The organism is Nonomuraea glycinis, assembly GCF_014646515.1.
In the GTDB taxonomy this organism is placed as follows: Bacteria; Actinomycetota; Actinomycetes; order Streptosporangiales; family Streptosporangiaceae; genus Nonomuraea; species Nonomuraea glycinis.
On record NZ_BMNK01000001.1, the window covers coordinates 501,987 to 524,642 of the forward strand.

Sequence of the window (22,656 nt, forward strand, 5' to 3'; positions counted from 1 at the left end):
AACGATTCCTTAGGGCGACTCGGTACGAAACCTACGCGACACCCCGGTCAGTGGCCGGTGCGGCGGCGGGCTCGGGCTGCGGAGGAGCGGGCTGGCGACGATACTCGCGCAGGATGGTCTTGAGCACCCGCAGGCCGTCACGGACCACGTGCAGGTTGCTCTCGCCGTGGATGCGGTTGCGCTCGTGGCTGGGCACCTCGTGCACCTTCAGCCCGGCCTTGGCGGCCCGGATGTTCAGCAGGGTCTCCACCTCGAAGCCGTCGCAGTCGACGTTGAGCACCTCCAGGTGACGGGCCCAGAAAGCGTTGTAGCCGTAGCAAAGGTCGGTGTACTGGGTGCGGTACATCGTGTTGACGATGCCGGTGAGGACCCGGTTGCCGAAGCGGCGGTTGAACGTCAGGTCGTCGCTGCCGCCCCCCGCGGCATAACGCGAGCCCTTGACGAAGTCCGCGCCGGTCACCAGCGCGCCGACGAACGAGATGATCTCGTGCCCGTCGGTCGAGCCGTCGGCGTCGATCATCACGATGATGTCGCCGGTGCACGCGGCGAACCCGGCGGCCAGGGCGTCGCCCTTGCCCTTGCCCGTCTGGGTGACGACCTTCACATTGGGCCGGAGGCGGCGGGCCACGGCCACCGTGTCGTCGACGGAGTTGCCGTCCACGAGCACGATCTCGTCGATCCACTGCGGCAGCGTGGCGAACACGTGAGGCAGGTTCTCCGCCTCGTTCATCGCGGGCACCACGACGCTCACCGTCGGAGAGATGGCCAGGTGAGGTGTGACCGGGGTGAACCGCTCGATAGGCGGCATGGAGCGCAGAGGCTTGAGCTGCGTCTTGCCGTTGATTTTGGTGATCTCGGGACTCATGGCGAGGTTGATCCTTCCGAGACCAGCCGACGCACCGCGTGGTCAGCCTCTCCCAGGTGCTGTGGGAATGGCTGATGAGGCGAGCGGTGCATCGGTGGTCCTGAGGTGAGGGCGGTGCAGGTGCTGTGCTGCTTCGGTGCTGTGCTGTGCTGTGCTGTCTTGCTGGTCTCGGGGGTGGGGATGGGCTCAGCCCGCCCCCGTCGGATCCTTCGCGACTGCGTCGGTGTCCTGCTGCATGGAACGGCGTACTCGACCGAAACCCTTCAGTACGCGATCGGCCGCCCTATAGAGAGACGGTCGATCCATGACAATTGTTCGAGCTTTATTAAAAGGAGTCCGGCCCATCCAGTGAACGGCCGCCGCGGGAGACGGTCGGGAGACGCGTCCCTCGGCGACGTAGAGGACTCCGCTCTTGAGCCAGTCCTTGTACTCCTTGCCGCCCTTGCCCATGTCGACCATGAGTAACCCGCTCGCGGCGGCGGCCTCGGCCATCTGCATGTGGTGCACGATGCCGGGGGAATATTTGGCGAACTCGGTGTCGTAGGCGGGGAACCAGCCCACGAGAGTGGTGGCGGTGCTCAGTCCGAAATGGCCCGCGACCGGCACGTCACCCGAGTAGAGCATGGTGAGCACACCGGAGAAGTCGGGTGACCGCTCGGCGTGCATGAGGTCGATGAGCTCGACGATCCACGGCTGCGCGAACCTGTCGACCCGGCCGGTCCGCTGGTATTGGTCGGATTTCCAGTTGAGCAGCGTGCGCAGCACCCCGGGGTCCGGCGAGGACCACTCGAAGCGGAGCTCCCCGTGCTCCCTGCCGAGCTTGCGCTCCTTGTAGCGCACGGTCTTGAGGTTCTTCGGGGAATTGGTCTTGACCTGCTCGAGCCAGGTGTCGAAGCCGAGGGTGAAATCCATCACGGGCGCGGGGCGGACGTCGCTCTCGAAGGGCGCGAACGTCGGCTGGCCGGCGACCAGGTGATCGAAGTCGAAGACGGTGAGTTTGCAGGCCCGCAGGAGCGCCCGCGCGTCGATCTTCAGGTCCGGGACCGCGATCAGCCCGTGGCACGTGGTGAGGAAGCCGCCGAGGGGCTTGCCGATGCCGAAACTGTGCCGCTCGTACGGAAGGAAGCCGACGATACGGTTGCCGTCCTCGATGACGGCCACCCGCACATAGTCGCGCAACCGGTCCATGGCGACCGCGAACTCCACCGACAAGAACGGATTGTCCAGACTGGCATCCGCCTTCTGGAGCTCCCGCCATCGGGCTCGCTCACCAGCGCCTAGCTCTCCTGGGCGGATGACGTTGATCTTCACCTTGCCCTGGCCCCCTGTTCGGTCTGCATGTTCTTCCCCCGATACAGCACCCGAAGCACGTACATGAACCCGCCGAGCACGGCGACCGTGGCCACCCCGGCCCGCGGCGACCACGCGTTGGCAAGCAGCATTCCCTGGGCGAGGAGCACGTTGATGACGAGGCTCGCCGCCGCTCCCACCGATAGTGCTGCAAGCGGATCACGATCCCGCAACAGTCCCACGACCGCGGATCCGGGCACCACGAGCAGGAACAGGGAGATCAGCAGCGGCCGCAGTGGCGTGTCGATGTCGAACAGCGCGATCACCGCTCCCGCGATGCAGGCGAGCGCGAGCAGCCACGTGAGCGCTCTGCGGTGCTTGAGCATCTACTGTCTCTCTCCCGGTCCGGCTGGATGTCACGACGATCGATCATATTCATGGGATCAATCTTCGCGCGTGTACGTCAACGCCGACGCTTGGCGACGTCCTCGGGTTTACCGGTGAGCGGGTTTTTTCATGTGGTGTTCAACACATGGAAAAACGGCTCCGGTCCCCCGATGTGCTTCCCAAGCACCCCAGGATGCCCTACTTGTCGCATACGTAGCGACCTGGGGCCCGATACATACCCCGATGTCGCGTAAATCAGTATCTATAAGCGCTTTGCCGTCCGTTGCCGATCATTGATCGGTGGTCGCGTGCGACGACTGGGCGTCGGCGCTGTCCCGGGCGGTGTTCTGGGCGGTCTCCTGAGCCCTGTCCTGGGCGGTGTCCAGGGTGCCCGTGGGCGCGGTGGTCTCCGAGCGGACGCTGGGCGTCCCGGTCGGATCCAGGTCCGGGTCCGGCTCGTCGGACGGCGGGGTCTGCGGCTGCGGATCGTCGCCGCGCCACGACAGCGAGCAGGTCGCGTCGCCCCCGTTGGAGTCGAACGAGACCGTGCCGCTGCCGGCGGTGCCGGGGTCGTCCACGGTGACCGAGATCACCACCGACCGGCCCGCCTTGACCGAGCCGGTCGCTGGGGACACGGCCAGGCCGCTCGACGCGGCCGCGCTCCAGGTGACGGTGGCGTTGCGGGCCCGCAGGCCCACCTTGGCGGTGTCCTCGATCGCGGACGGGCACCGGACGGCGAGCCGGGCGGCCGGCACGGCTCGCCGGCGGGTCGGCGTGGGCCCGGCCGGTGGCCTGGTGGTCGCGGCGGTGACGGCGACCCTCCTGCTCGGCGTCGCGGTGGGCACGTCGTCCGCGGGGGTGACCGGAGGCTCGGTCTCCGCGAGCGGCTCGGTGCTCGGCGTGCCCTCGGGGCTCTGGAGGGCGTAGTCCTCGTCCCCGGTCGGACCGGGGCTCGGCGGCACGTGCAGCGCGCTCCTGGCGCCTTCCTGGGCGTTCAGCACGATCACCACGCTCGTCCCGGCGAGCACGCACGCGCCGGCCAGCACCACCGGAGCGAGCCGGCGCCGGCCCCGGCGCCGCGGGCGCTCCTCCCGCGCGACGGGGAAACCGGCGCGGTCGAAGTCGTCGCCCCGGTCGGTGATCATCGTGCGGGTCTGGTCGAGTCCGGGGTCCACGCAGGTCTCGACCACCCTGCCGCGCAGCGAGAGCGGCGGCAGCGGCACGGGCACCAGGGTGAGCAGCCGGCCCGCCGACACCTGCCGGTGGCGCCGCTCGGTGCACACCTCGCAGCGCCTGATGTGGCCGGACAGCCGTCGGCGCAGCATCGGGCTCAGCGGCCCCTCCAAGGAGTCCACCATCGCCGACAGGTCCGGGCAGTGCGCCCGCCCCGTCCGCGCCAGCACCACGGCGGCGGCGGCGAGCTCCAGGTGGTCGCGGGCCCGGCCCGACCGGCCGGCGACCTGCCGCGAGGTGAGCCCCAGCACCGAGCCCACCTCCGCCGCCGTCAGCCCGTGGCGCAGGGACAGCTCCAGCACCTCACGCGCGTTCCTGCCCAGCTCGCCCAGCGTCTCGCGGACCAGCTCCGCGAGCTCCGGATCCGCCGGGTCCTCCAGCATCGGCGGGGGCGTCCGGTCCTGGCCGCGGTGTCCCAGCCGCGCCATCGCCTGGGACCTGGTCAGCGCGTACAGCCAGGCGCGTAGCCTGCCCGCGTCCTTCAGCCGGTGGACGCACCCCTGAGCGGTGACCAGGGCGTCGTGCACGCAGTCGGCCGCGCCGTCCCGGTCACCGAGCAGTGAGGAGGCGTAGTCGAACAGCCGCTCGGCGTACGCGCCGTACAGCCTGTCGGGGGCACCCGCGTCGGCGCGGCGCAGCGCCTTGACGAGCTCCTGTTCGTCGGCGCGCGTGACGGTCGGCCATCCAGGCACGAATTTCCTCCCCGCAGGTCGCAGGACTTCGGCGTCCCCACGGGGTTAAGGACGCCGCCTGCGGCAGGCGGGTTGACATGCGCGCTTAGATCATGCCGAACAGGCATTGACCAGGGAAAACTGGGTCAGATGTGACTGATGGCATCAGCCGTCGCAGTTGGGGGAGCAGAGGCGCCGCTCCATGCCCTGCAGGAAGAAGTCGCGCACCTCCAGCGGGTCCTTGGCGATGTAGGCCTCGCCGCCGGTGGCCTGGGCCACCGCGTCCATCTGCCGCTTGCCCGACTGGGCCTCCGGCCCGAACGCGATGAGCAGGATGCTCACCGGCCGCTGGGGGTTGTAGGCCTTCTTGAGGTACGTCAGGATCTGCGCGTTGGTGACCCCGCCGTCGGGGTCGTCGTTGCCGGCGCCGTCGGTCAGGATCAGCAGAGTGTTGATCTTGTCGGGCTGGTAGGTCGAGGTCATCTCCGTGTAGGCGGCCTTGAGCGTGTCGTTCAGGCCGGTGTCGCCCGTGGCCTTGGCCTGCACGGTGGCCATCTGGCGGGCCAGCGCGTCCTTGCGCAGCACGCCGTTGACGCTCTCGGTGAGCGGGCCGACGGAGACGACCTCCTGCCAGTCCTTGCCCCGCCCGTCGAGGTGGGTGGAGAACTTCCAGACGCCGATCTCGGAGTCGGCGGGGAAGAGGCTCAGGCCCTCGGTCGCGATCTTGCTGATGGCCTGCATGCGGGTCAGGTTCGTGCCGGGGACGGGCAGCGCCATCGTGCCCGAGACGTCCAGCAGCGTGAGCAGCCGGGTGCCGAGGTTCAGCCGGGTCCAGGTCTGGGTCATGGTGGCCACGGTCTTGACGTCGGGGGCGGGCAGCGCCTTCGGAGGGCTGGGGGTGAAGCCCTTGGCCGTCGTCAGGACCTCGCCCGCATCGCCGTCGGGGCCGCGGAAACCCTGGCCGCGCAGCACCCGCTGCGCGGACTCCGTGGTGAGCTCCTTACTGAAGGCGGCGGCGGCCTTCAGCACCTCGGGATCCTTGGTGACGACCGTGACGGGGTAGTCGAGGCTCAGCGTGCCCTCGCCGGGATAGAGCGCCACGACCGGCGTTTCCGGCTTTTTCGCGTTATGAGCGTGAATCGCCTGCTCGGACGTGACGCCGAGCGGGATCTTGCTGCCGCCCTTCACCGTGAGGCTGGCCAGCAGCGCGCTCGGGTCGGAGACGAGCTGCCCCGCGAGCTCCTTGAGCGCGCCCACCAGGGCCTTGTCCTGCTTCGCCGCCTTGGCGGTGCCCGCCGCGGCCAGCAGCGCGGCGAGTCCCGCCGAGTTCTTCTGCGGGTCGAGGGCCAGCACCCGGACCTTCTTGCCGGGGCCGTCCACGTTCGCCACGTTGGCCGCCGCCACCATGCTCGACCAGCTCGGCTTGAGGCTGCCTTCGAGCTTGGCCGCCGCGGACTTGGCCGCCGCCAGCACCACGGGCGAGGTGGCGATCGAGCCGGCGGACTCGGGCAGCGAGACCGCGCCGGAGGGATGGTTGCGCGCCCGGTTCACCACGAGGCTGGAGTCGGCCACCCAGACGTCGGCCGCGAACTTGCCGGCGACCAGCGAGTTCTCCGTCCTCGCCGCGGTCTGCTTGGCCACCGCGACCTCGACGCACTTGCCGTCGATCGAGTGCAGGGCCTTGTTGTACGTATCCGCGATCTTGGTGAGCGACGGCTGGATGTCGGGCGTCGCCACGACCTGGAGCGGCAGTTTCCCGCCTGAGCAGTCATGCTCCCGATTGAAAATCACGAACGCGGCGACACCGAGCAGCATGGCGAGCGCCACGGCTCCCGCCAGCGGAACGAGCACCCGGCCGCGCCCCGCGCGCGGGCGCCGGCGAGGGGCAGGATCCTGGGCTTGGTAGCCGCCATCGAACTCGTCTGTGCGGTGTCGCCCCACAATGTCCTCTTGGTGTGATCTGGTGGCTTCGAGACCTTCCGGTGAACACAGCCGGAGATGCTCCGCGATACTCGGGGAACGATACTCGGAACGCTTGCTGTGGCAAAACAGCCCTTTTGGTGCAGTGATAACCCATTGTTACGGTCAATGGCAGCATCCGTGACCACGCCAGGCGCGCGTTCCCTCTCGGATCGAGACCACCGCGAGCGCCACCGCCATCATCGGATCCACCCACCACCATCCGATGGTGTTGAGCCACAGTCCGGCCAGCACCCCGGCCGCCATCGCGCCGCACATGAAGTTCTGAGTGGCCTCGCCGGCGGTCGCCCCGGAGGCCAGCCGCCTGGCCAGCCGCCGTTTGACGGTCCCCAGGATCGGCATGCTGACCAGGCTGAACGCGGTCACCACGATGCCGAGGACGGTCGGCGCCGCCCGGTGCCCGACGTCCAGGTCGTACCAGACATGGATGATCAGATAGGGGGCGAGCAGCCAGAAGCTCACCGCGATCGCCCGGCGCGCCCGGTGCTCGGCGTGCGGCGACAGCGTGCGCGCCCCGGTGAACCGCCACAGCACGATCAGGCTCCCCGCCGCCTCGACCAGGGCCGCCAGTCCCCACCCGATCAGGGCCACGGAGTGCGCGGACAGCCCCGCCGCCAGGCCGAGCGTGCTCTCCACGGCCAGCCAGGCCAGCGTGGCCAACGACAGCGACCGCGCCAGGCGGGCGGCCCTGAACCATTCGGCTGACGCGGCCGGATGCGCATGAACGCGCTGCTCAGGCACCTTGAACCTCCGCATTCCCGCCTTCCGGCCGTCGACAGCGATAAGTAATCTACCCATCACTAATTGTGACGCTTAGGGATCGACGGCAAAGAATGGGTAGGCTTAAATGATCACTACGGGGAGAAGCGGGGGCCGATGCCGTTCACGCCCAGCCACATCGCGGCGGTGCTGCCACTGATGTCGTCGCCGCGCCTGCGCCGGTTCGCGGATCCATGGGCGCTGGCCATCGGCGCGATGGTCCCCGACCTGCCGATCTTCCTGCCGTTCCTGCCCGACTACAGCGACTGGCACTCCTGGCAGGGCGTGATCACCGTGGACCTGGCCGCCGTCCTCGTCCTGCTCGTCCTGTTCCACGGCCTCATCCGCGACCCGCTGCTGTCGCTGCTGCCGCCCGCGCTGGCCGGTCGCGCCGTCACCCTGCGGCCCTCCCCTGGCCACCTCGCGCGCAGCCTGCCGGCCATCGTGGCGGGCGGCCTGATCGGCGCCGCCAGCCATGTCCTGTGGGACTCCTTCACGCACTCCACCGCCGCCGCCGAGTGGGGCCGCTGGCTCGGGGTCATGCTCTTCGGCGTGCTGCCCCTCTTCCGTCTTCTGCAGTACATCTCCTCGGCGGTGGGCCTGGCGCTCGTGGTCCGGTGGGCCTGGCGCGGGCTGAGCGCCATGCCGCCCAGCCCGGTGCCCGGCCGGTTCCGGACCTCCGCCCGGGTCCGCGGCACGGTCGTCGCCTGCGGCTCGGCCGGCGTCATCGCGGGCGCCTTCCTCTGGCCCCTGGTGGACGAGCCGAACCCGGCCTTCGGCCTGGCCAGCGTGATCACCAAGGTCGGCGCGGGCACGGTCATCGGCCTGTGCCTGGTGCTCGCCTGCTACGCGGCCGTCTGGCAGGTCAGGCGGCTCATGGCAGTATCGGAAGGTGCTTGAACATCTGACGGACGCCGCCGACCCTAGGCTCGCCGACTACACCCGGCTGCGGGACGTCGAGCTCCGCAAGAGCCTCGAAGCCGAGCGCGGCCTGTTCGTGGCCGAGGGCGAGAAGGTGATCAGGCGCGCCATCGCGGCGGGCTACCCCGTCCGCTCGGTCCTGACCACCCGCCGCTGGGTGGCCTCCCTCGCCGACGTCCTCGGCCCGGCGACCGTGTACGTGGTCAGCGACGAGACCATGGAGGGCGTCGCCGGTTTCCAGGTCCACCGGGGAGCCCTGGCCTCCATGGAACGCCTGCCCCTGCCCTCGACCGAGACCGTCCTCGACCCCGCCGCCCGCGTCGTGGTCCTGGAGGACATCGTGGACCACGCCAACGTCGGCGCGATCTTCAGGTGCGCCGCCGCGCTGGGCGTGGACGGCGTCATCCTGTCCCCGCGCTGCGCCGACCCGCTCTACCGGCGGGCGGTCAAGGTCTCCATGGGGGCGGTGTTCTCCATCCCGTACGCGCGCATGGACAACTGGTACACCGGCCTGGACGAGCTGCGCGGAGCCGGCTTCCAGACGCTGGCCCTCACCCCCGACCAGTCGGCCACCGCGCTGGACCAGGTGAAGATGGGCGACCGGGTGGCGCTGCTGCTCGGGGCGGAGGGGGACGGGCTGTCGTCGCGGTGGCTGCACGAGGCCGACGAGCCGGTGTGCATCCCGATGAGCCCGTCGGCGATGGCCAACGGCGTCGACTCCCTGAACGTCGTGGCGGCGGCGGCCATCGCCTGCCACGGGCTGATGCGGTCGGCGGACCTGTCCCACCAGGAGAGCTGACTTCGCGGTGCGGCCTTTTCGGGTTCGTGATTATCTCCGGCGGATGGGGTAGGGCATGTCGACCGCCCCTGGACCACACCCGTGTGCGCGTACAGGGACGGCCGGACCGGGAGGAGAGGACATGCACCCTGTGCAGAAGGTCACGTCGCTGGGGATCAGCGTGCTCAGCGGCGCGCTGGCGACCGCGGTGTTCAGGAGGCTGTGGATGCTGTCGTCCGGTGAGGACGACGCGCCGGACGCGGAGGATATGGATCGCGGCTGGACGGAGGTCCTCGTCGCCGCGGGGGTGCAGGGTGCGATCTTCGGCGTGGTCAAGGCCGCCGTGCACCGCGCCAGCGCGCGGACCTTCCGGCATCGGGCGATCGAGAGCCGCGCCGGCGGCTGACGGGCCGTCGCTTACCGGATCCCCTACCATCGGATCGGGGTGTGCGCGTTGTCGAGCGGCTCGCCGACCCCGCCGGCCGGGGCGGCCCACAGCACCGCGTTGGCCAGCACGCGGCGTACCTCGGGATTGTGGTAGACGGGGTAGTTCTGGTCGCCGGGGCTGAAGTAGAAGACGCTGCCCTTGCCCCGGCGGTAGCAGCAGCCGCTGCGGAACACCTCGCCGCCGCTGAAGGAGCTGATGAAGACCAGCTCGTCGGGCTGCGGGATGCCGAACGGCTCGCCGTACGTCTCCTGCTCGCCGATGATCAGCGGGTGCGGGACGCCCGCGGCGATGGGATGGCCGGGAGCCACCGTCCAGACCAGCTCCCGCTCGCCCGCGTCCCGCCAGTTGAGGCTGCAGGTGGTGCCCATCAGGGCGCGGAAGATCTTCGAGTAGTGCCCCGAGTGCAGCACCAGCAGGCCCATGCCGCCGAGCACGCGCCGGCGGACCCGCGCCACCACCTCGTCGGCCACGTCCTCGTGGCTCATGTGCCCCCACCAGGTCAGCACATCGGTGTCGGCGAGCTCCTTGTCCGACAGGCCGTGCTCGGGGTCCGCCAGCACGGCGGTGCGCACCCGGACGCGCTCGCCGAGCCGCTCGGCCAGCCCGGCCGCGATCGCGCCGTGGATGCCGTCCGGATAACGCCGGCGCACGTCCGGCTCGCGTGGCTCGTGGTAGTTCTCGCTCCAGACAGTGACCCTGATCGGCATGTGCGCTCCCTCCGGGTGGCGGCTCTCTCCTCCTGTGCGACTTACCCCGTCACAGCGCCCACTCCATCGGCGCCGCCGGGACGAACGACGAGACGAGGTCGACCGGCCTGCCCGTCTCGTAGGACGCGCGGATGGCGCAGAGGATCTCCACCACGTGCGCGGCCTGCGCCCCGGTGGCTCGGTGCGGCCGCTCCTCCCGGATCGCCGCCGCGAGGTCCCGTACGGGCCGGCCCCACTCCACCCCCGCGTACGGCTCCCGCACCGGCGGCACCGGCCGCAACTCCTCGCGGAAGGCGGACATCTCCAGGACGGAGTCGAAGTTCTGCCAGCTGTGCAGCAGCAGCGACCCGTCGTCGCCGTGGAACTCCAGCCCGTGCTGGTGGGTGTTGTGGTTGTCGACGTAGAAGTCGCAGGTCAGCCGGAGCCGCACGCCGCCGTCGAACTCCACGTCGGCCACGACGTAGTCGGGGGTGGTGAGGGTGAACGGCGTGCCGTCGAGCCGTACCCGCTGCGGCCGCACGATCGAGGCGAACGCCTGCACGCGCCGGGCCGGGCCGAGCGCGGCCGTGGTCATCGTCAGCGGGTAGACGCCCACGTCGAACAGCGGCCCCACCTCGTAGAAGCCGACCGGATCCGGATGCCAGACCTCGATCCGCCCCCAGTTCACCTCCCCGTACACGAGCCTGACCTGACCGACGGCGTTCTCGCGGAGCAGCTTCAGAGCGGTCTGCTGGGCCTCGCCGAGGAAGGTCGCGGGCGCGCCGCCGAGCCGTAACCCGCGCTTGTCCGCCAGCTCGACCAGCTCCGCCGCCTCCTCGTGCGTCAGGGCGAGCGGCTTCTCGCTGTGGACGTGCTTGCCCGCCTCCAGGCAGCGGCGGATCACCTCGTAGTGGGCGCGGTGCACCGTCAGGTTCACCACGATCTCGACGCCAGGGTCGGCCAGCAGCTCCGCCAGGGAGCCGTAGACGCGCACCCCATGCGCGGCGGCGAGCGCTCGCGCCCGCCCGGCGTCCACATCCTGTACGCCGAGCAGGTCGATCTCGGGGAAGCCGGCGAGCTGGCGGGCGTAAGCCTGGGCGATGTTGCCGCAGCCGACGATGGCCACGCCGGTGGTCTCGGAAGTCACGATGGAGATCCCTTCTCGGCGGCTCAGGCGGCCAGCCACTCGCGCAGCAGTTCTCGTGACCTGAGAACCTCCGGGACCGGATCGCGGTCCTCCGGCTCGTGCTCGATGCTGATCGTGCCCGCGTAGCCGATCCGCCGCAGCACCTCCACACATCGCCGCACCGGGACACAGCCTTCGCCGAGGGACACCGTGTCATGCCCGCCGGGGGCGGCCACGTCCTTGATGTGCACGTGCTTGAGCCGGTCGGCGACCGCCTCGATCGCGTCGGCGGCGTCGTAGCCGTGCGTGCCGAACCAGCCGGTGTCCAGCGCCGCGCCGATCCGGCCGCCGGCCGGGTCGCCCATGGCCTCCAGATACTCCTGCGGGGTGCGCTCGGGGTGGTTCTCCACGCCGAGCACCAGGTCGTACTCCTCCAGCGCGGCCACCACCCCGGCCCGGTCGGCGGCCAGCACGGGCGCCATGCCGCCGATGACCGGCGCGCCGACGGCGCGGGCGATCCGGCACAGGCCGCGGAAGTAGTCCAGGTCGGCCCCGGCGGACCCGGCCAGGCTGGGCACGGTGAGCTGGTGCTCGGCGAGCAGCCCGGCGGCGATCCGGAGATGCTCGTCGGTCGCCCATCGCGGGTTCAGATGGGCGGTCCAGACGTCCATCGAGTCGAAGCCGAGCTCCTCGACCTCCGAGACGATCTGCCCGAACCGTTCGGCGTACCCGTCGAGCGGCGCGAACCGCTCGTTGGTGACCCGGTCGGCCGCACCCCAGCCGGCCGCGGGCATGCGGTAGTCGGTCTCTCTGGTGACGTAGTTGGCGCCCATGAACGCGATCGTGTTCACACGTCTCCTCGTGAACGGCATTTTTCGCGGTATTTCAGTGAAACTATGACGTACCACTCATGAGGTCAATGGGCTGCGATGGGCGATTTTCCTGCCTGCCACGCCACTTGACGGCGGCCTGGGGTGACACCTATGGGCCGTGGTCCACCACTTTTCACTGAAATTTCAGTACGACTACTCGAAGATCCGGTCGAGCTGGTGGCGCAGGATGGCCATGGCGTCCTCGGCGCTGCGCTGCCCGGCCAGCACACCCGCGCCGAGCCCGGCACACATGGCCAGCAGGGCGGCGGACTCCACGCCGGGGTCGATGTCCGGCCGTCCCTGGGCGAGCTGCTTGGCGATGAACGACTCCATCGCGTTCGGCGCCGCCAGGAACGGATGGGCGGCGACGCCGGGATCGGTCACCGCCAGCATCGCGTACGACGTGTAGACCAGGTGATGGATACGGCTGTCCTGATCCGTGGGCAGCGCCTCGGCCAGGATGGCCTCAACCAGGCCCCGGGGCCCGGTGACGCCCGCTGCCCGCTTTCTGATCCGGTCCCGCATGAGCTCCGCCAGACGCTGCAGCGTGAAGGACATGAGCTGCTCTTTGGTGTCGAAGTAGTGCTGCACCAGATGGAGGGACACGCCCGCCTCGGCCGCCACCGCCCGCATCGTCGCGGCGTGCAACCCTCGCTCGCCCGCCACCCGCAACAGGGCGTCGGCGATGTCACGCCTGCGCTGCTCGCGGTCTGCGCTGCGGGCCATACGAAGCTCCCTTGTGAGGCGGCCGAACAATTGGTACAACTGTACCCTATACATCTGTATTACTAGGAGGGCATATGAGCGGGAGCCGCGGCGGGATCGGCCGGTTCACCAGCGAAGAGGCCAGGCAGGCATTCGGGGTGGCGTACGAGCGCGCCATGACCCTCTGGCCGGATGACCGCGAGGCACTGGACATCGACACCTCCTACGGCGTCACCCGGGTCTACCGCCACGGCGCCGGGCAGGGCCGCCCGATCGTCCTGGTGCACGGCCACGGCGGAAACGCCTCCACCTGGTACGGCCTGGTCTCCCGGCTCGGGCGGCACCGGAGTGTGTACGCCATCGACACCATCACCGACCCCGGCGGCAGCGTCCAGACCGCCCCGCTCACCGACCCCGGCGCCTGGCTGGAGGAGGTGCTCGCCGGTCTCCATCTCGACGACGTCCATCTGGTCGGCCACTCCTACGGCGGCTGGCTGGCGCTCGGCCTGGCCGTGCGCGGGAGCGGCAGGCTGTCGGCGCTGACCCTGGTCGACCCGGGAGGGCTGCAGCGGATTCCGGCGAGATTTCTGCTCGGTCTGTTCGCGAGCCTGCTGGCGACTCAGGCGCCGGCGTCGTGGAAGCCGCGGCTGGCACGCCTGCTCGCCGACGCCGGCCTGGTCGAACGGCCCGAGATCATGGCCCCGGTTCTGCTCGGGGTGCGCAGTTTCCGGCCGAACCGTACGCCCGCCAGGACGTACACCGACGAGGAGTTGCGGGCAGTGACCGTGGCCACGCAGGTGATCCTCGGCGGTCGCAGCAGGATGCTGCGACCGGCGAGTGCGCTCGCCCGCGCCCGCCTGATCGGCTCCTTGCGCAGGGCCGAGGTCGTGCCGGGGGTCGGGCACGGCGTCCCGCAGGAGGTTCCCGAGCTGGTCAGCGAGCGCGTCCTGGACTTCGGCGGGGCGCGGCTGGAAGAGACGCCCTGACGACGAGAGTGCCGGCGCCGGGCGGCGGCCTCTGCGGGACCGCCAGGACCGGCGGCGGATCTGCCGAGGCCGGCCGGGGTGTGGCGCTGAGAGGCGTCAGCTGTAGGCGATCTGGTCGCCGGCGTGGTCGAGCAGGCGCTCGGCGGTGCTGAAGCGGCGCGCGTCCTGGTCGTTCAGCAGCACTCCGACCACCAGCCTGCCGTTGCGCTCACCGGCGAACAGCAGGCAGTAGCCGGCCGCGCGGGTGTAGCCGGTCTTGATGCCCAGCACGCCCTTCGCGCGGGTCAGCAGCTTGTTGGTGTTGCGCCAGGTGTGGGCGCGGTGCACGGCGGTCTTGCGCACCACGTGCGTCCGGGTGCCGACGACGGCCGCGAACGTGGGGTCGGACATCGCTACGTGCGCCAGCCTGGCCTGGTCGGCGGCGGTGGAGTAGCCGCCCTGCGACGGGGTGGGCATGCCGTCGGCGTTGGTGTAGCGGGTGCCGTCCAGGCCCAGTTCACGAGCGGTGGCGTTCATCTTGCGGACGAAGCCCGGCTTGCCGGGGCCGTACGTGCGGGCCAGGGCGTTGGCGGCGTCCGCGCCGGACGGCAGCATGAGGCCGTACAGCAGATCCCTGACGGTGAACCGCTCGCCTGCCTTGAGCGAGGCGGTGGCGGCGCCCCCTTTCGCGGCGTAGCGGACGTCCTCGGCGGTGATCCTGACGATGTCGCCCGGCTCGGCCTCGCGCAGCACCACGTAGGCGGTCATCACCTTGACCAGGCTGGCGATCGGGACGCGGGCCGTGGCGCGCTTGTCGTAGTGGATCGTTCCCTGGGAGTCGACCACGTAGGCCGTCCTGGCTCCCACGGCCGGGGCGTCCGCCGCGGTCGCGGGAGCGGCCGAGGAGACCCCGATGAGCAGGGCGAGAACGGCAGAGCTCATGAAACCGGCAATACGCATGCCGAACATGGTGGCATCCCGGCAAGCGGCCGGATGTCGAACATGCGGCGCGGCGAGAAAAACAACGCCCTAGGGACGGTAAAAGGAGGATAAATAGGGCAAAACGGGCATATCTAGAGGGTGTTGACGCGTCAAGGAGCGAAAGGGAGGCCCGCGTCAAGCGGCGAGGGCCCGCGTCAACGAGGGGCTCGCGTCACGCGGCGAGGGCCCGCGTCAATGAGGGGCTCGCGTCAAGCGGCGAGGGACTCACGCTTCCTCCTGCGCCGGACGGTGAGCATGACGATCCCCGCCACGACCACGACCGCCACGGCCCCGGCCGTGATCGGCGACCGGACCGCCAGGTGCAGCCAGCCCCACAGGCCGAACCACCACAGCGGCGCCCAGGTCAGGCAGCCGAGCGCGCTGGCCACGACGTACCACGGGTACGACACCCGCAACGCCCCCGCCACCCACGGCAGTGTGTGCCGCAGCATCGGCACCCAGAAGCAGCCGTAGACGGCGAACGCCCCCCACTTCTCGACGACCCGCTCGACCTTCTCGATCCGCTCCCGGCCCACCTTGAGGCCGAGGCGGGAGTCGTACATCTTCTCGCCGAGCGCGCGGCCGACCCAGTAGTAGATCTGGAACGCGCCGAACAGCGCCAGGATCAGCACGGCGCCGACCAGCCAGTAGGGCAGGCCGAGCAGGAAGGGGTCGGCCGGGGCAGGGACGGCGAGCGGGAGGTGCCGCATTCGTGCCTACTCCTCCCAGTCGGTCTGTTAGGTCAGCCTTACCTTATTTCACCGTGCAAGCGGCCGCCATACCGGCCTGCAAGTGGTGCAACCGCGTGACAAGCCGTGCTCAACCACTCTGCCTTATCCCTATATATGAGCGAAGAGGGGTAAAGATCATGGCGAAGACCGGTAGCACGATTCTGGCCAGCGGCTCGGCGAGCGCGGCCAAGTTCTTCGTGGCGGCGCTCACCTTCACCGCAGCCTACGTCGGACTGTCGGCCTACGGCACCGCCGACTCCACCCCCACCCCCACCCTCACGCCGACCGCGAGCCTGACGGCCCAGGAACTGCCCGTCGTCGCGACCGCGGCCCAGCGCTCGGAGCCCGCCGCCGAGGCCGGCCGGATCGCCATCGGCACCCAGACCACCGGCCCGAACTGCCTCAAGACGTTCCTGGCCCGCAGCCTCATCGTCAACCCGGAGCCGAACGAGACGGTCTCCTACAACTGGCGGCTGGCGCGCTGGAACCCCGGCACCAACACCTGGAAGACCTACCTGGTGGACTATTCGGGCTTCGCCGGTGACGAGCACAGCGCCGAGTGGGCCTACGCGATCTCCGCGAACCCCGGGTGGTACCGCGTCGAGCTCAAGGCCGAAGGCCGCAGGACCGTCAAGAGCGATCGCTTCCAGGTGAGTTGCTGACCGAGCGCCGCGCCGCCTCCACCCACCGCGGCACCCCGACCCGCTGGGCCACCTCCAGCGCCTTGTCGTAGTGGGCACGGGCGGCGTCCGGCAGATCCAGGCGTACGGCGAGGTCGCCCAGGGTCAGCGCCACCGGCCAGAGCGCCACGACCCCGGTCCCGGCGCCCGCGATGCGGTCGGCGAACGGCTTGAGCTTGTCGTAGCAGTCGACCATCCGCTCCCGGTCGTCCAGCAGCATCCCGGCCAGCGCCCGCCAGGTCATGGCGAGCTCGTACAGGAAGTCCGGCCGCACCGGCGGGCGCACGGCGGCGACCGCCTTGGCGTCGGGGACGTGACCGGCGGAGGCCAGCGCCAGCGCGTAGGCGTCGAGCGTCCACTTGGCGCCGCGCTGGTGCGCCTCGGCGAGCACGTCGACCATCTCGGCGGCCCGCCCCGACACCAGGTGCAGGCAGAACGCGGCGATCAGCGGCAGGTCCTGGCGGCCCTCCAGCATGCCCGCCCGCGCGGTCATCCTGGCGGCGTCCCGGTAGGCCCGCTCGGCGCCGGCGTAGTCGCCGGCGATCATCTGCCGCTGCCCGGAGTACCAGGCGTGCACGGCCGCCGGCGCGGGCAGGTCGTACTGTCTGGCCAGCTGGTCCGCCGCGGCCGCGTGCTCGTCGGCGACGGCGAACTCGCCGCGCGCCGCCGCGCACTCCAGCAGCACCAGATGGGCCAGCGCCTGGGTGGCGATCTGGCCGGAGCGCTGCGCCACGTCCAGCAGCTCGCGGCCGATGCTCTCCCGGGTGTCGACGGCCGGGATGTCGTAGGACTGACGCAACCGCCCGCTCAGCGCCACGGCGATGAGCACCGGGTCGCCGCTCTGCCTGGCCACCTCCAGCGCCTCCAGGGACGCCTGGCGGCCCCTTTCTGGCGAGGAGGAGCCCTCCAGCTCCAGCGCCAGCGTGGTCAGCAGGCTGGCGCGCAGCGACTGCTCCCCCTCGGGGAGCTCCATCAGCGCCTTCTCGGTGACGTCGACGATCTCCCACGCGGTGCGGGTGAAGTCGCGCGCGATGCCCTTGTGCGGCACCGCCAGCGACGCCGCCACCCGTGCGGTGAGCTCCAGGTCGCCGAGCGGCAGCGCGGCGTCCATGGCCTCGCGCCGCAGCAGCCTGGCCGCCGTCATGTCGCCGCACAGCGCCAGCGCCTTGATCCGGCGCAGCATGAGCTGCAGCCGCTGCTTGGTGCCGCCGCTGGTGCGGTCGAACGCGGCGGTGGCCTGCTCCCAGAGGGTGGCCGCCTCGCGGTGCGCGAAGCGCCGCTCGGCCTGCTCGGCCGCCAGTCCGGCGTAGTGAACGGCCTTCTCGGCGGCGTCGGCGAGGAAGTAGTGGTGCGCGAGCGCGGCCACGTCGGACGGCGCCCGCCGCTCGATCACCGCCGCCACGGCGGCGTGCAGCCGGGTACGGCGCAGCCGGGAGGCGTCGGAGTAGATGGTGTCGCGCACCAGGTCATGGTCGAACCGGAGCATCCCCGGCCCCGGCTCGGTCACCAGCCCCGCCAGCAGCGCGGCCTCGACCGCCTCCACCACCGCGTCCTCGTCGCCGGCCACGTCGACCAGCACGTCCACGTCCACGTCCCGGCCGATCACGGCGGCCTGCAGCAGGATCTGCTGCGCGCCCGCGGGCAGCCGGGAGATGCGCCGCCGCAGCACGTCGCGCACCCCTGACGGCACCCTCGACAGCACCTCGGCCGCGCTCGCCCGATCGGCCGCGCCCTCCGCGTCGAGCAGGCGTACGGTCTCGCGGACGAAGAACGGGTTGCCGCCGGTGCGCTCCACGATCGACTCGACCGCGTCCTCCTCGATCTCGCGCACGCAGGTGGCCCGGACCAGCTCGGCCACCGCCTTGGGCTCCAGCCCGGACAGGCCCACGCGCACCGGGCCGAGCCGGGCCAGGGCGGCCAGCACGTCGGCCTGGCGGTCGTCGAGCTCGCTCTCCCGGCACGTCACCACGAGCAGCACCCGGCTGGTGGCCAGCAGGCTCGGCAGCGCGCGCAGCAGCGCCAGCGTCTGGTCGTCGGCCCAGTGCAGGTCCTCCAGCGTCAGCAGGACCGGCGCCCGGCGGGCGACGCCGGCCAGGTAGCCGCCGACGGCCCGGTGCAGCCGGAACCCGCCCGACACCTCGTCGTCGTCGGGGTCCGGCGCGGCGTCGTCGAGCAGCGGCGCCAGCAGCTGGGAGTATTCGCCCGCGCCGGTGCCGGCCACGAGCGTGCGCAGGATCTCCACCCAGGCCCAGCCGGGCGGGGTGGCGCTGGAGTCGGGGCAGGCGCCGGAGGCGGCCATCCAGCCGTCGGCGGTGAGCTGCTGGCCGAGCCGGCGCAGCAGGGTGGTCTTGCCGGCGCCCGCCACCCCGGTGACGATCGCCACCTGGAACCGGCCGGTGCGGGCCGCGGTCGTGGTGAGCCTGGCCAGCTCGGTGTCACGGCCGACGAACGGCTCGGGGTCCAGCGGCGGCGGCTCGACCGGGGTGGCCGGCCTGGGCGGCCAGGTGTCGGCGGCCGGGACCTGGCGTGACGTCCGCGGCGGCGCGGCCAGCTCCAGCTCCGGCGCCTGGGAGAGGATGTCGGACTCCAGCTTGCGCAGCGCGGGGCCGGGGTCGATGCCGAGCTCGTCGGCCAGGATGGCGCGGGTCCTGCGCAGCGCGGCGAGCGCGTCGCCCTGCCTGCCGCACCGGTAGAGGCCGAGGGCGAGCAGCCGCCACCCCTCCTCGCGCAGCGGATGCTCGGTGGTGAGCGCCTCCAGGTCGGGCACGGTCTCGGCGTGCATGCCCAGGCGCAGCCCGGTGTCGGCGTGCCGCTCGCGCGCCACCAGGCGCATCTCGGCCAGCCGGTTGACCTCGGCCTCGGCCCACTGCTGGTCGGCGAAGTCGGAGTAGGGGGTGCCGCGCCACAGGCCCAGCGCCTTTTCCAGGCGGCCTCGGGCGGAGTGCGGGTCGCCCTCCTCGAGGTGCTCGCCCGCGGCCCTGACGAGCTGCTCGAACCGCAGCGCGTCCACCTGGTCGGCCGCCACCCGCAGCGCGTAGCCGGAGGCGACCGTCACCAGCAGCCGGTTGGGGCCGCCGCGCGGGCGGCCGGGCTCCAGCACCCGGCGCAGTCGTGAGATGTAGACCTGCAGTCCCGACTGCGCGCCCTTGGCGGTGTCATCGGCCCACAGGTCGTACAGCAACGTGTCCACGGGCACGACCTGACCCCTGGCCACGAGAAGCCGGGCGAGGACGGCGCGCTGCCGCAACCCGCCGAGGTCGAGTTCGTCGTTTTCGTACGCCTCGACTGGCCCCAGAACTCGGAACGCCACCATGTCAGCCGCCACGCTATGCGTGCTTCCGAATCACGCACAAGGCCCATGGTCGATAATCGCTGGTTAGGTTCGGGATAGTCACTGGGGGGCCTTCGAGATCGTCGATGATGGCGTTGCGGCGGCACCGCGGCCGTTGCGCCTGCGCAGGAGCGCCCACGCGCCCAGCGCGAGGCCGCCGAACGGGATCTCGACAGTGTAAGTCCAGAAGCCGAAGAGCAGTGCCGTCGCGGTCGCCGGAGCGGCCGCCATGCCGAAGGCGCTGGTGAGCAGGAAGACCACCCCGGCCTCCATGATCCCCGCGCCGCTGGGCGTGACCAGGGCGGAGGTGAGCACCCGGGACAGGGCGAAGACGGCGATCGACTGCGCCAGCCCCGGGTAGGCGCCGGTGGCGACCATGCAGGCGACCATGATCGCCCACTGGAGCCCCAGGAAGCCCGCCATGCCCAGCGACAGCCGCCCCCACCGGGTCCTGACGATCTCGGCGGTGTCGGACCGCAGCCGGTGGAAGGCCGCCGACGGCCGCACCTTCAGCCGGACCAGCCGCATGAGGAAGTCCAGCCCGGCGCCCAGGGCGTTGGCGGCGCGGTCCCAGTAGAGAGCGGCCGCGACCAGCGCGCACAGGCCCAGGATGGAGACCGCGCCGACCCAGCCGGCGTTGGCCACCGTCCGGTCGGGCACCTGCCCCGCCATGAGCAGCCCGATGATCCCCACAGCGGGCAGGATGAACCGGAACAGTGTGTTCCAGATGCCGCTGACCAGGGTCATGACCACGATCGGCCGGTTGGCGAAGCCCCAGCCCCTGGTCATCGCGAAGGTCAGCGCCACCCCGGCCGCGCCGCCGAACGGCAGCAGGTTGCTCACCGCGCTGCCGGCGGCGTTGAGGGTGAGCGCCTGGAGGTTGTTCAGCCCGGGCAGCGAGCCGGTCAGCACGAACGTGTAGGCCAGCAGACTCAGCAACCACAGCGCGGCCATCCCCGCGATCGTGCCCGCCCCCAGCCCGCCGAACACGGCCCCGATCTCACTCCAGGAGACGGGCTTGCCGGTGAGCGTCCGCACGATCTGCGGCAGATAGATCACGAGCAGCACGGCCAGACCCAGGGACAGGACGGACAGTGCGCCCTGCAGCCACTTGTTCTTCATCGCTTCCAGTCTGTCGGGCGCGGAGCCCTTCCTGCGCGCTATTTCGGCCATCGGTCGAAAGGATGATCCAGCCGAGTGCCGGGCGGCAGGTCACGGCGGACGAACCATTCGGTGCCGAAGACCAGACGGTAGACGGGGCCGGGGACCTTCAGCATGACGGCCAGCGTGCGGTCGCTCTCGCCGCCGCTGGCCTGGGAGACGTGCGCGGCCATGGCGGCCCGCTTCTGCCTGGCGAACCTGCGCACGTTGACCCGGTGCGTGATCGTCTCGCTCGACGAATAGGCGCTCTCGAAGGTCCGTACGTCGAACTCCGGCGGGAACCGGTAGACCCGGCCCGCCATCCTCAGCAGCTTGACCAGCGGGTCGCGGTTGACCGTCGCCTCCAGGACGATCTCCGTGCCCGCGATCTGCGCCGCCCGCTTGCCGACCCGGTGCACCTGCACATGGTCCGGGTGGCCGTAGCCGCCGGCCGGGTCGTAGATCGACAGCAGGTCGGCGTTCTCCTCCTCGAGGATGGCGGCCAGCGCCTGGGCGGCCTGCTCGGAGTCGGCGTCGATGAAGGCGTTGTCGGGGCGCTCGTCGGCCACGCCGCCCTGCGGGCTGAGCCCCGAGTCGCCGTAGCCGAGACACTCCACGCGGGCGCAGCCGAGCACGGCGGCCGACTCGTACAGCTCCTTCATCCGGGTCTCGCCGAGCGCCTCGCCCGGTCTCATCTCGGCCAGGCCGCGCTCGCCGGCGGTGGCCACCACCAGCACGACGCGGTGCCCCTCGGACGCGAGCATGGCCATCGTGCCCGCCGTCAGCAGGGCCTCGTCGTCGGGATGAGCGTGGAAGAACACAGCGGTACGTGGAGGCACAGGGCCAGATTAGTCTGGGAGGGGTGCGGATCTTTCACGTGAGTGACTGTTACCTGCCGAGACTCGGGGGGATCGAGGTGCAGGTGGCCGATCTCGTCCGGATGCAGCGCGAGTCCGGTCACGAGGTCGAGGTGGCCACCGCCACCCGAGGGGAGCCGCTGCCCGGCGTGCATCGGATCGTCGCGCGGATGCCCTTCGACCTGCCCGTGCACCCCGCCGGAGTGAGCCATCTCACGCGGCGGCTGGCGCTGTCGCGGCCCGAGGTGGTGCACGTGCACATGGGGGCGGTCTCGCCGTTCGCCTGGATGGGGGTGCGTGCCGCCGTGCGCGCCGGGCTGCCGTGCGTGGTCACCGTGCACAGCATGTGGGATCCGCTCACCCGCGCCCTCTACCGGCTGCTCAGACTCGGGTACGGCTGGCAGCGGTGGTCCTTGGTGGCCACCACGGTCAGCAACGCCGCGGCCGTCCCCATCCGCTCGATCGCCGGCCCCCGGGTGCCGGTCCACGTGGTCTCCAACGGCCTCGACCTGTCCGGCTGGCGCCACACCCCCACCGAACCCCTGACCAGGCCCTGTGCCCAAACCTCTGACGAGGCCCCTGCCGTTACGGCCGGGACCCCGGCCAGGCCCTCCGCCGACGCCCTCGACGAGGGCCCGGTCAGCCCGCCGGTCGACGGTGTGCACCTGGTGGCGGTGGGGCGTCTGGCGCCACGCAAGCAGCCCGTGCGCCTGCTCAAGCTGCTGGCCTCGGTGCGCTCCCGGGTTCCGGCGGCCGTCCCGCTGCGGGTCACCGTGGTGGGCGACGGGCCGGCCCGCGGCTCCATGGAGCGCTATCTGGCCAGGCACGGCATGACCGACTGGGTCTCGCTGCCCGGCCGCTACACCCGCGAGCAGATCGCCAAGGTCCTGGAGTCGGCCGACGTCTTCGTGGCGCCCGCGCCGCGCGAGTCGTTCGGCATCGCGGCCCTGGAGGCCCGCGCGGCCGGGCTGCCGGTGGTCGCGCGGGCGCAGAGCGGCGTCGCGGACTTCGTCGCGCACGGCACCGAGGGCCTGCTCGGCCGCGACCTCGACGCGCTGGCCGAGGCGGTGGCCAGGCTCTGCGTGGACACCGGCCTGCGTGAGCGCATCACCGCGCACAACCGCGCCACGACACCGTCCGCGGGCGCGTGGCCGACGGTCCTGGCAGGCTTCGACCGGGCTTACGCCCAAGCCGCCGCCGGAACCGCGTAGGAGGTCCGGCGCGCGGTGGAGACGCGTAGGAGGTCCAGC

21 protein-coding genes are annotated in these 22,656 nt (G+C 71.2%); 6 read left to right on the top strand and 15 right to left on the bottom strand.

What is annotated here, in order from left to right; all coding sequences use genetic code 11:
- Positions 1-31: 31 nt before the first annotated feature.
- The 6 genes from IEY87_RS02330 to IEY87_RS02355 form a co-directional block, all read right to left on the bottom strand.
- Positions 32-865 (bottom strand): glycosyltransferase family 2 protein, encoded by an 834-nt coding sequence (locus IEY87_RS02330; protein WP_189136764.1) that lies wholly within the window; start codon positions 863-865, stop codon positions 32-34.
- Between the two features lie 186 nt (positions 866-1,051).
- On the bottom strand, positions 1,052-2,071 hold the full coding sequence (locus IEY87_RS02335; RefSeq protein ID WP_225276890.1) for a GNAT family N-acetyltransferase: 1,020 nt from the start codon (positions 2,069-2,071) through the stop codon (positions 1,052-1,054).
- A 101-nt stretch (positions 2,072-2,172) separates the two neighbouring features.
- Positions 2,173-2,541, bottom strand: coding sequence for a hypothetical protein (locus IEY87_RS02340; protein ID WP_189136766.1), 369 nt, complete (start codon positions 2,539-2,541; stop codon positions 2,173-2,175).
- Positions 2,542-2,832: 291 nt separating this feature from the next.
- Entirely contained in the window at positions 2,833-4,467 is a 1,635-nt protein-coding gene (locus IEY87_RS02345; RefSeq protein ID WP_189136767.1) for a sigma factor, read from the bottom strand.
- A 144-nt stretch (positions 4,468-4,611) separates the two neighbouring features.
- The gene (locus IEY87_RS02350) at positions 4,612-6,297 is read right to left on the bottom strand and encodes a substrate-binding domain-containing protein (RefSeq protein ID WP_189136768.1); all 1,686 of its coding nucleotides are present in this window, start codon (positions 6,295-6,297) and stop codon (positions 4,612-4,614) included.
- Between the two features lie 234 nt (positions 6,298-6,531).
- On the bottom strand, positions 6,532-7,167 hold the full coding sequence (locus IEY87_RS02355; protein ID WP_225276813.1) for a cation diffusion facilitator family transporter: 636 nt from the start codon (positions 7,165-7,167) through the stop codon (positions 6,532-6,534).
- A gap of 135 nt (positions 7,168-7,302) precedes the next feature.
- On the opposite strand from IEY87_RS02355, the gene IEY87_RS02360 reads away from it, so the two are divergent.
- From IEY87_RS02360 to IEY87_RS02370, 3 genes are all read left to right on the top strand, one after another.
- Positions 7,303-8,085: a DUF4184 family protein gene (locus tag IEY87_RS02360; protein ID WP_189136770.1), complete on the top strand. Its 783-nt coding sequence runs from the start codon at positions 7,303-7,305 to the stop codon at positions 8,083-8,085.
- The gene (locus IEY87_RS02365; RefSeq protein WP_189136771.1) at positions 8,078-8,905 is read left to right on the top strand and encodes a TrmH family RNA methyltransferase; all 828 of its coding nucleotides are present in this window, start codon (positions 8,078-8,080) and stop codon (positions 8,903-8,905) included. Before IEY87_RS02360 ends, IEY87_RS02365 begins: the two co-directional genes overlap by 8 nt.
- A gap of 121 nt (positions 8,906-9,026) precedes the next feature.
- On the top strand, positions 9,027-9,290 hold the full coding sequence (locus IEY87_RS02370) for a DUF4235 domain-containing protein (protein ID WP_189136772.1): 264 nt from the start codon (positions 9,027-9,029) through the stop codon (positions 9,288-9,290).
- A gap of 23 nt (positions 9,291-9,313) precedes the next feature.
- Here the strand turns inward: IEY87_RS02370 and IEY87_RS02375 are convergent, their stop codons facing one another.
- From IEY87_RS02375 to IEY87_RS02390, 4 genes are all read right to left on the bottom strand, one after another.
- Positions 9,314-10,039, bottom strand: a complete 726-nt coding sequence (locus IEY87_RS02375; protein WP_189136773.1) for a ThuA domain-containing protein — start codon at positions 10,037-10,039, stop codon at positions 9,314-9,316.
- 49 nt (positions 10,040-10,088) lie between these two features.
- Positions 10,089-11,165, bottom strand: a complete 1,077-nt coding sequence (locus tag IEY87_RS02380) for a Gfo/Idh/MocA family protein (protein ID WP_189136774.1) — start codon at positions 11,163-11,165, stop codon at positions 10,089-10,091.
- Between the two features lie 23 nt (positions 11,166-11,188).
- A complete protein-coding gene (locus IEY87_RS02385; protein ID WP_189136775.1) occupies positions 11,189-11,995 on the bottom strand; it encodes a sugar phosphate isomerase/epimerase family protein in 807 nt (268 codons plus the stop codon).
- A gap of 174 nt (positions 11,996-12,169) precedes the next feature.
- A complete protein-coding gene (locus IEY87_RS02390) occupies positions 12,170-12,742 on the bottom strand; it encodes a TetR/AcrR family transcriptional regulator (RefSeq protein ID WP_189136776.1) in 573 nt (190 codons plus the stop codon).
- A gap of 74 nt (positions 12,743-12,816) precedes the next feature.
- On the opposite strand from IEY87_RS02390, the gene IEY87_RS02395 reads away from it, so the two are divergent.
- Positions 12,817-13,707, top strand: coding sequence for an alpha/beta fold hydrolase (locus tag IEY87_RS02395; RefSeq protein ID WP_189136777.1), 891 nt, complete (start codon positions 12,817-12,819; stop codon positions 13,705-13,707).
- Positions 13,708-13,803: 96 nt separating this feature from the next.
- Here the strand turns inward: IEY87_RS02395 and IEY87_RS02400 are convergent, their stop codons facing one another.
- Together IEY87_RS02400 and IEY87_RS02405 are read right to left on the bottom strand one after the other, a co-directional pair.
- Positions 13,804-14,628 (bottom strand): D-alanyl-D-alanine carboxypeptidase family protein, encoded by an 825-nt coding sequence (locus IEY87_RS02400; protein WP_189136778.1) that lies wholly within the window; start codon positions 14,626-14,628, stop codon positions 13,804-13,806.
- A gap of 248 nt (positions 14,629-14,876) precedes the next feature.
- Positions 14,877-15,377 carry a DedA family protein gene (locus IEY87_RS02405; RefSeq protein WP_189136779.1) on the bottom strand — a complete coding sequence of 167 codons (501 nt, stop codon included), beginning with the start codon at positions 15,375-15,377 and terminating at the stop codon, positions 14,877-14,879.
- A 158-nt stretch (positions 15,378-15,535) separates the two neighbouring features.
- Here IEY87_RS02405 and IEY87_RS02410 point away from each other — a divergent pair, with 158 nt between their 5' ends.
- Positions 15,536-16,060: a hypothetical protein gene (locus IEY87_RS02410; RefSeq protein ID WP_189136780.1), complete on the top strand. Its 525-nt coding sequence runs from the start codon at positions 15,536-15,538 to the stop codon at positions 16,058-16,060.
- Here IEY87_RS02410 and IEY87_RS02415 read toward each other — a convergent pair.
- The 3 genes from IEY87_RS02415 to IEY87_RS02425 all read right to left on the bottom strand — a co-directional run bounded on the left by IEY87_RS02415 (position 16,029) and on the right by IEY87_RS02425 (position 21,388).
- Positions 16,029-19,391, bottom strand: coding sequence for an ATP-binding protein (locus IEY87_RS02415; protein WP_189136781.1), 3,363 nt, complete (start codon positions 19,389-19,391; stop codon positions 16,029-16,031). The genes IEY87_RS02410 and IEY87_RS02415 overlap by 32 nt on opposite strands.
- Positions 19,392-19,469: 78 nt before the next feature.
- On the bottom strand, positions 19,470-20,531 hold the full coding sequence (locus tag IEY87_RS02420; RefSeq protein ID WP_189136782.1) for a lysylphosphatidylglycerol synthase domain-containing protein: 1,062 nt from the start codon (positions 20,529-20,531) through the stop codon (positions 19,470-19,472).
- Between the two features lie 38 nt (positions 20,532-20,569).
- On the bottom strand, positions 20,570-21,388 hold the full coding sequence (locus IEY87_RS02425; protein WP_225276812.1) for a PIG-L deacetylase family protein: 819 nt from the start codon (positions 21,386-21,388) through the stop codon (positions 20,570-20,572).
- A 38-nt stretch (positions 21,389-21,426) separates the two neighbouring features.
- On the opposite strand from IEY87_RS02425, the gene IEY87_RS02430 reads away from it, so the two are divergent.
- A complete protein-coding gene (locus tag IEY87_RS02430; protein WP_225276811.1) occupies positions 21,427-22,617 on the top strand; it encodes a glycosyltransferase family 4 protein in 1,191 nt (396 codons plus the stop codon).
- Positions 22,618-22,656 lie beyond the last annotated feature (39 nt).

Excerpts from the sequence above, each read along its gene's own strand:
- IEY87_RS02420 (WP_189136782.1), bottom strand. The coding sequence starts at position 20,531 with ATGAAGAACAAGTGGCTGCAGGGCGCACTGTCCGTCCTGTCCCTGGGT.
- IEY87_RS02395 (WP_189136777.1), top strand. The coding sequence starts at position 12,817 with ATGAGCGGGAGCCGCGGCGGGATCGGCCGGTTCACCAGCGAAGAGGCC.
- IEY87_RS02340 (WP_189136766.1), bottom strand. The coding sequence starts at position 2,541 with ATGCTCAAGCACCGCAGAGCGCTCACGTGGCTGCTCGCGCTCGCCTGC.
- IEY87_RS02405 (WP_189136779.1), bottom strand. The coding sequence starts at position 15,377 with ATGCGGCACCTCCCGCTCGCCGTCCCTGCCCCGGCCGACCCCTTCCTG.
- IEY87_RS02370 (WP_189136772.1), top strand. The coding sequence starts at position 9,027 with ATGCACCCTGTGCAGAAGGTCACGTCGCTGGGGATCAGCGTGCTCAGC.
- IEY87_RS02415 (WP_189136781.1), bottom strand. The coding sequence starts at position 19,391 with ATGGTGGCGTTCCGAGTTCTGGGGCCAGTCGAGGCGTACGAAAACGAC.
- IEY87_RS02375 (WP_189136773.1), bottom strand. The coding sequence starts at position 10,039 with ATGCCGATCAGGGTCACTGTCTGGAGCGAGAACTACCACGAGCCACGC.
- IEY87_RS02330 (WP_189136764.1), bottom strand. The coding sequence starts at position 865 with ATGAGTCCCGAGATCACCAAAATCAACGGCAAGACGCAGCTCAAGCCT.
- IEY87_RS02390 (WP_189136776.1), bottom strand. The coding sequence starts at position 12,742 with ATGGCCCGCAGCGCAGACCGCGAGCAGCGCAGGCGTGACATCGCCGAC.
- IEY87_RS02400 (WP_189136778.1), bottom strand. The coding sequence starts at position 14,628 with ATGAGCTCTGCCGTTCTCGCCCTGCTCATCGGGGTCTCCTCGGCCGCT.
- IEY87_RS02410 (WP_189136780.1), top strand. The coding sequence starts at position 15,536 with ATGGCGAAGACCGGTAGCACGATTCTGGCCAGCGGCTCGGCGAGCGCG.
- IEY87_RS02360 (WP_189136770.1), top strand. The coding sequence starts at position 7,303 with ATGCCGTTCACGCCCAGCCACATCGCGGCGGTGCTGCCACTGATGTCG.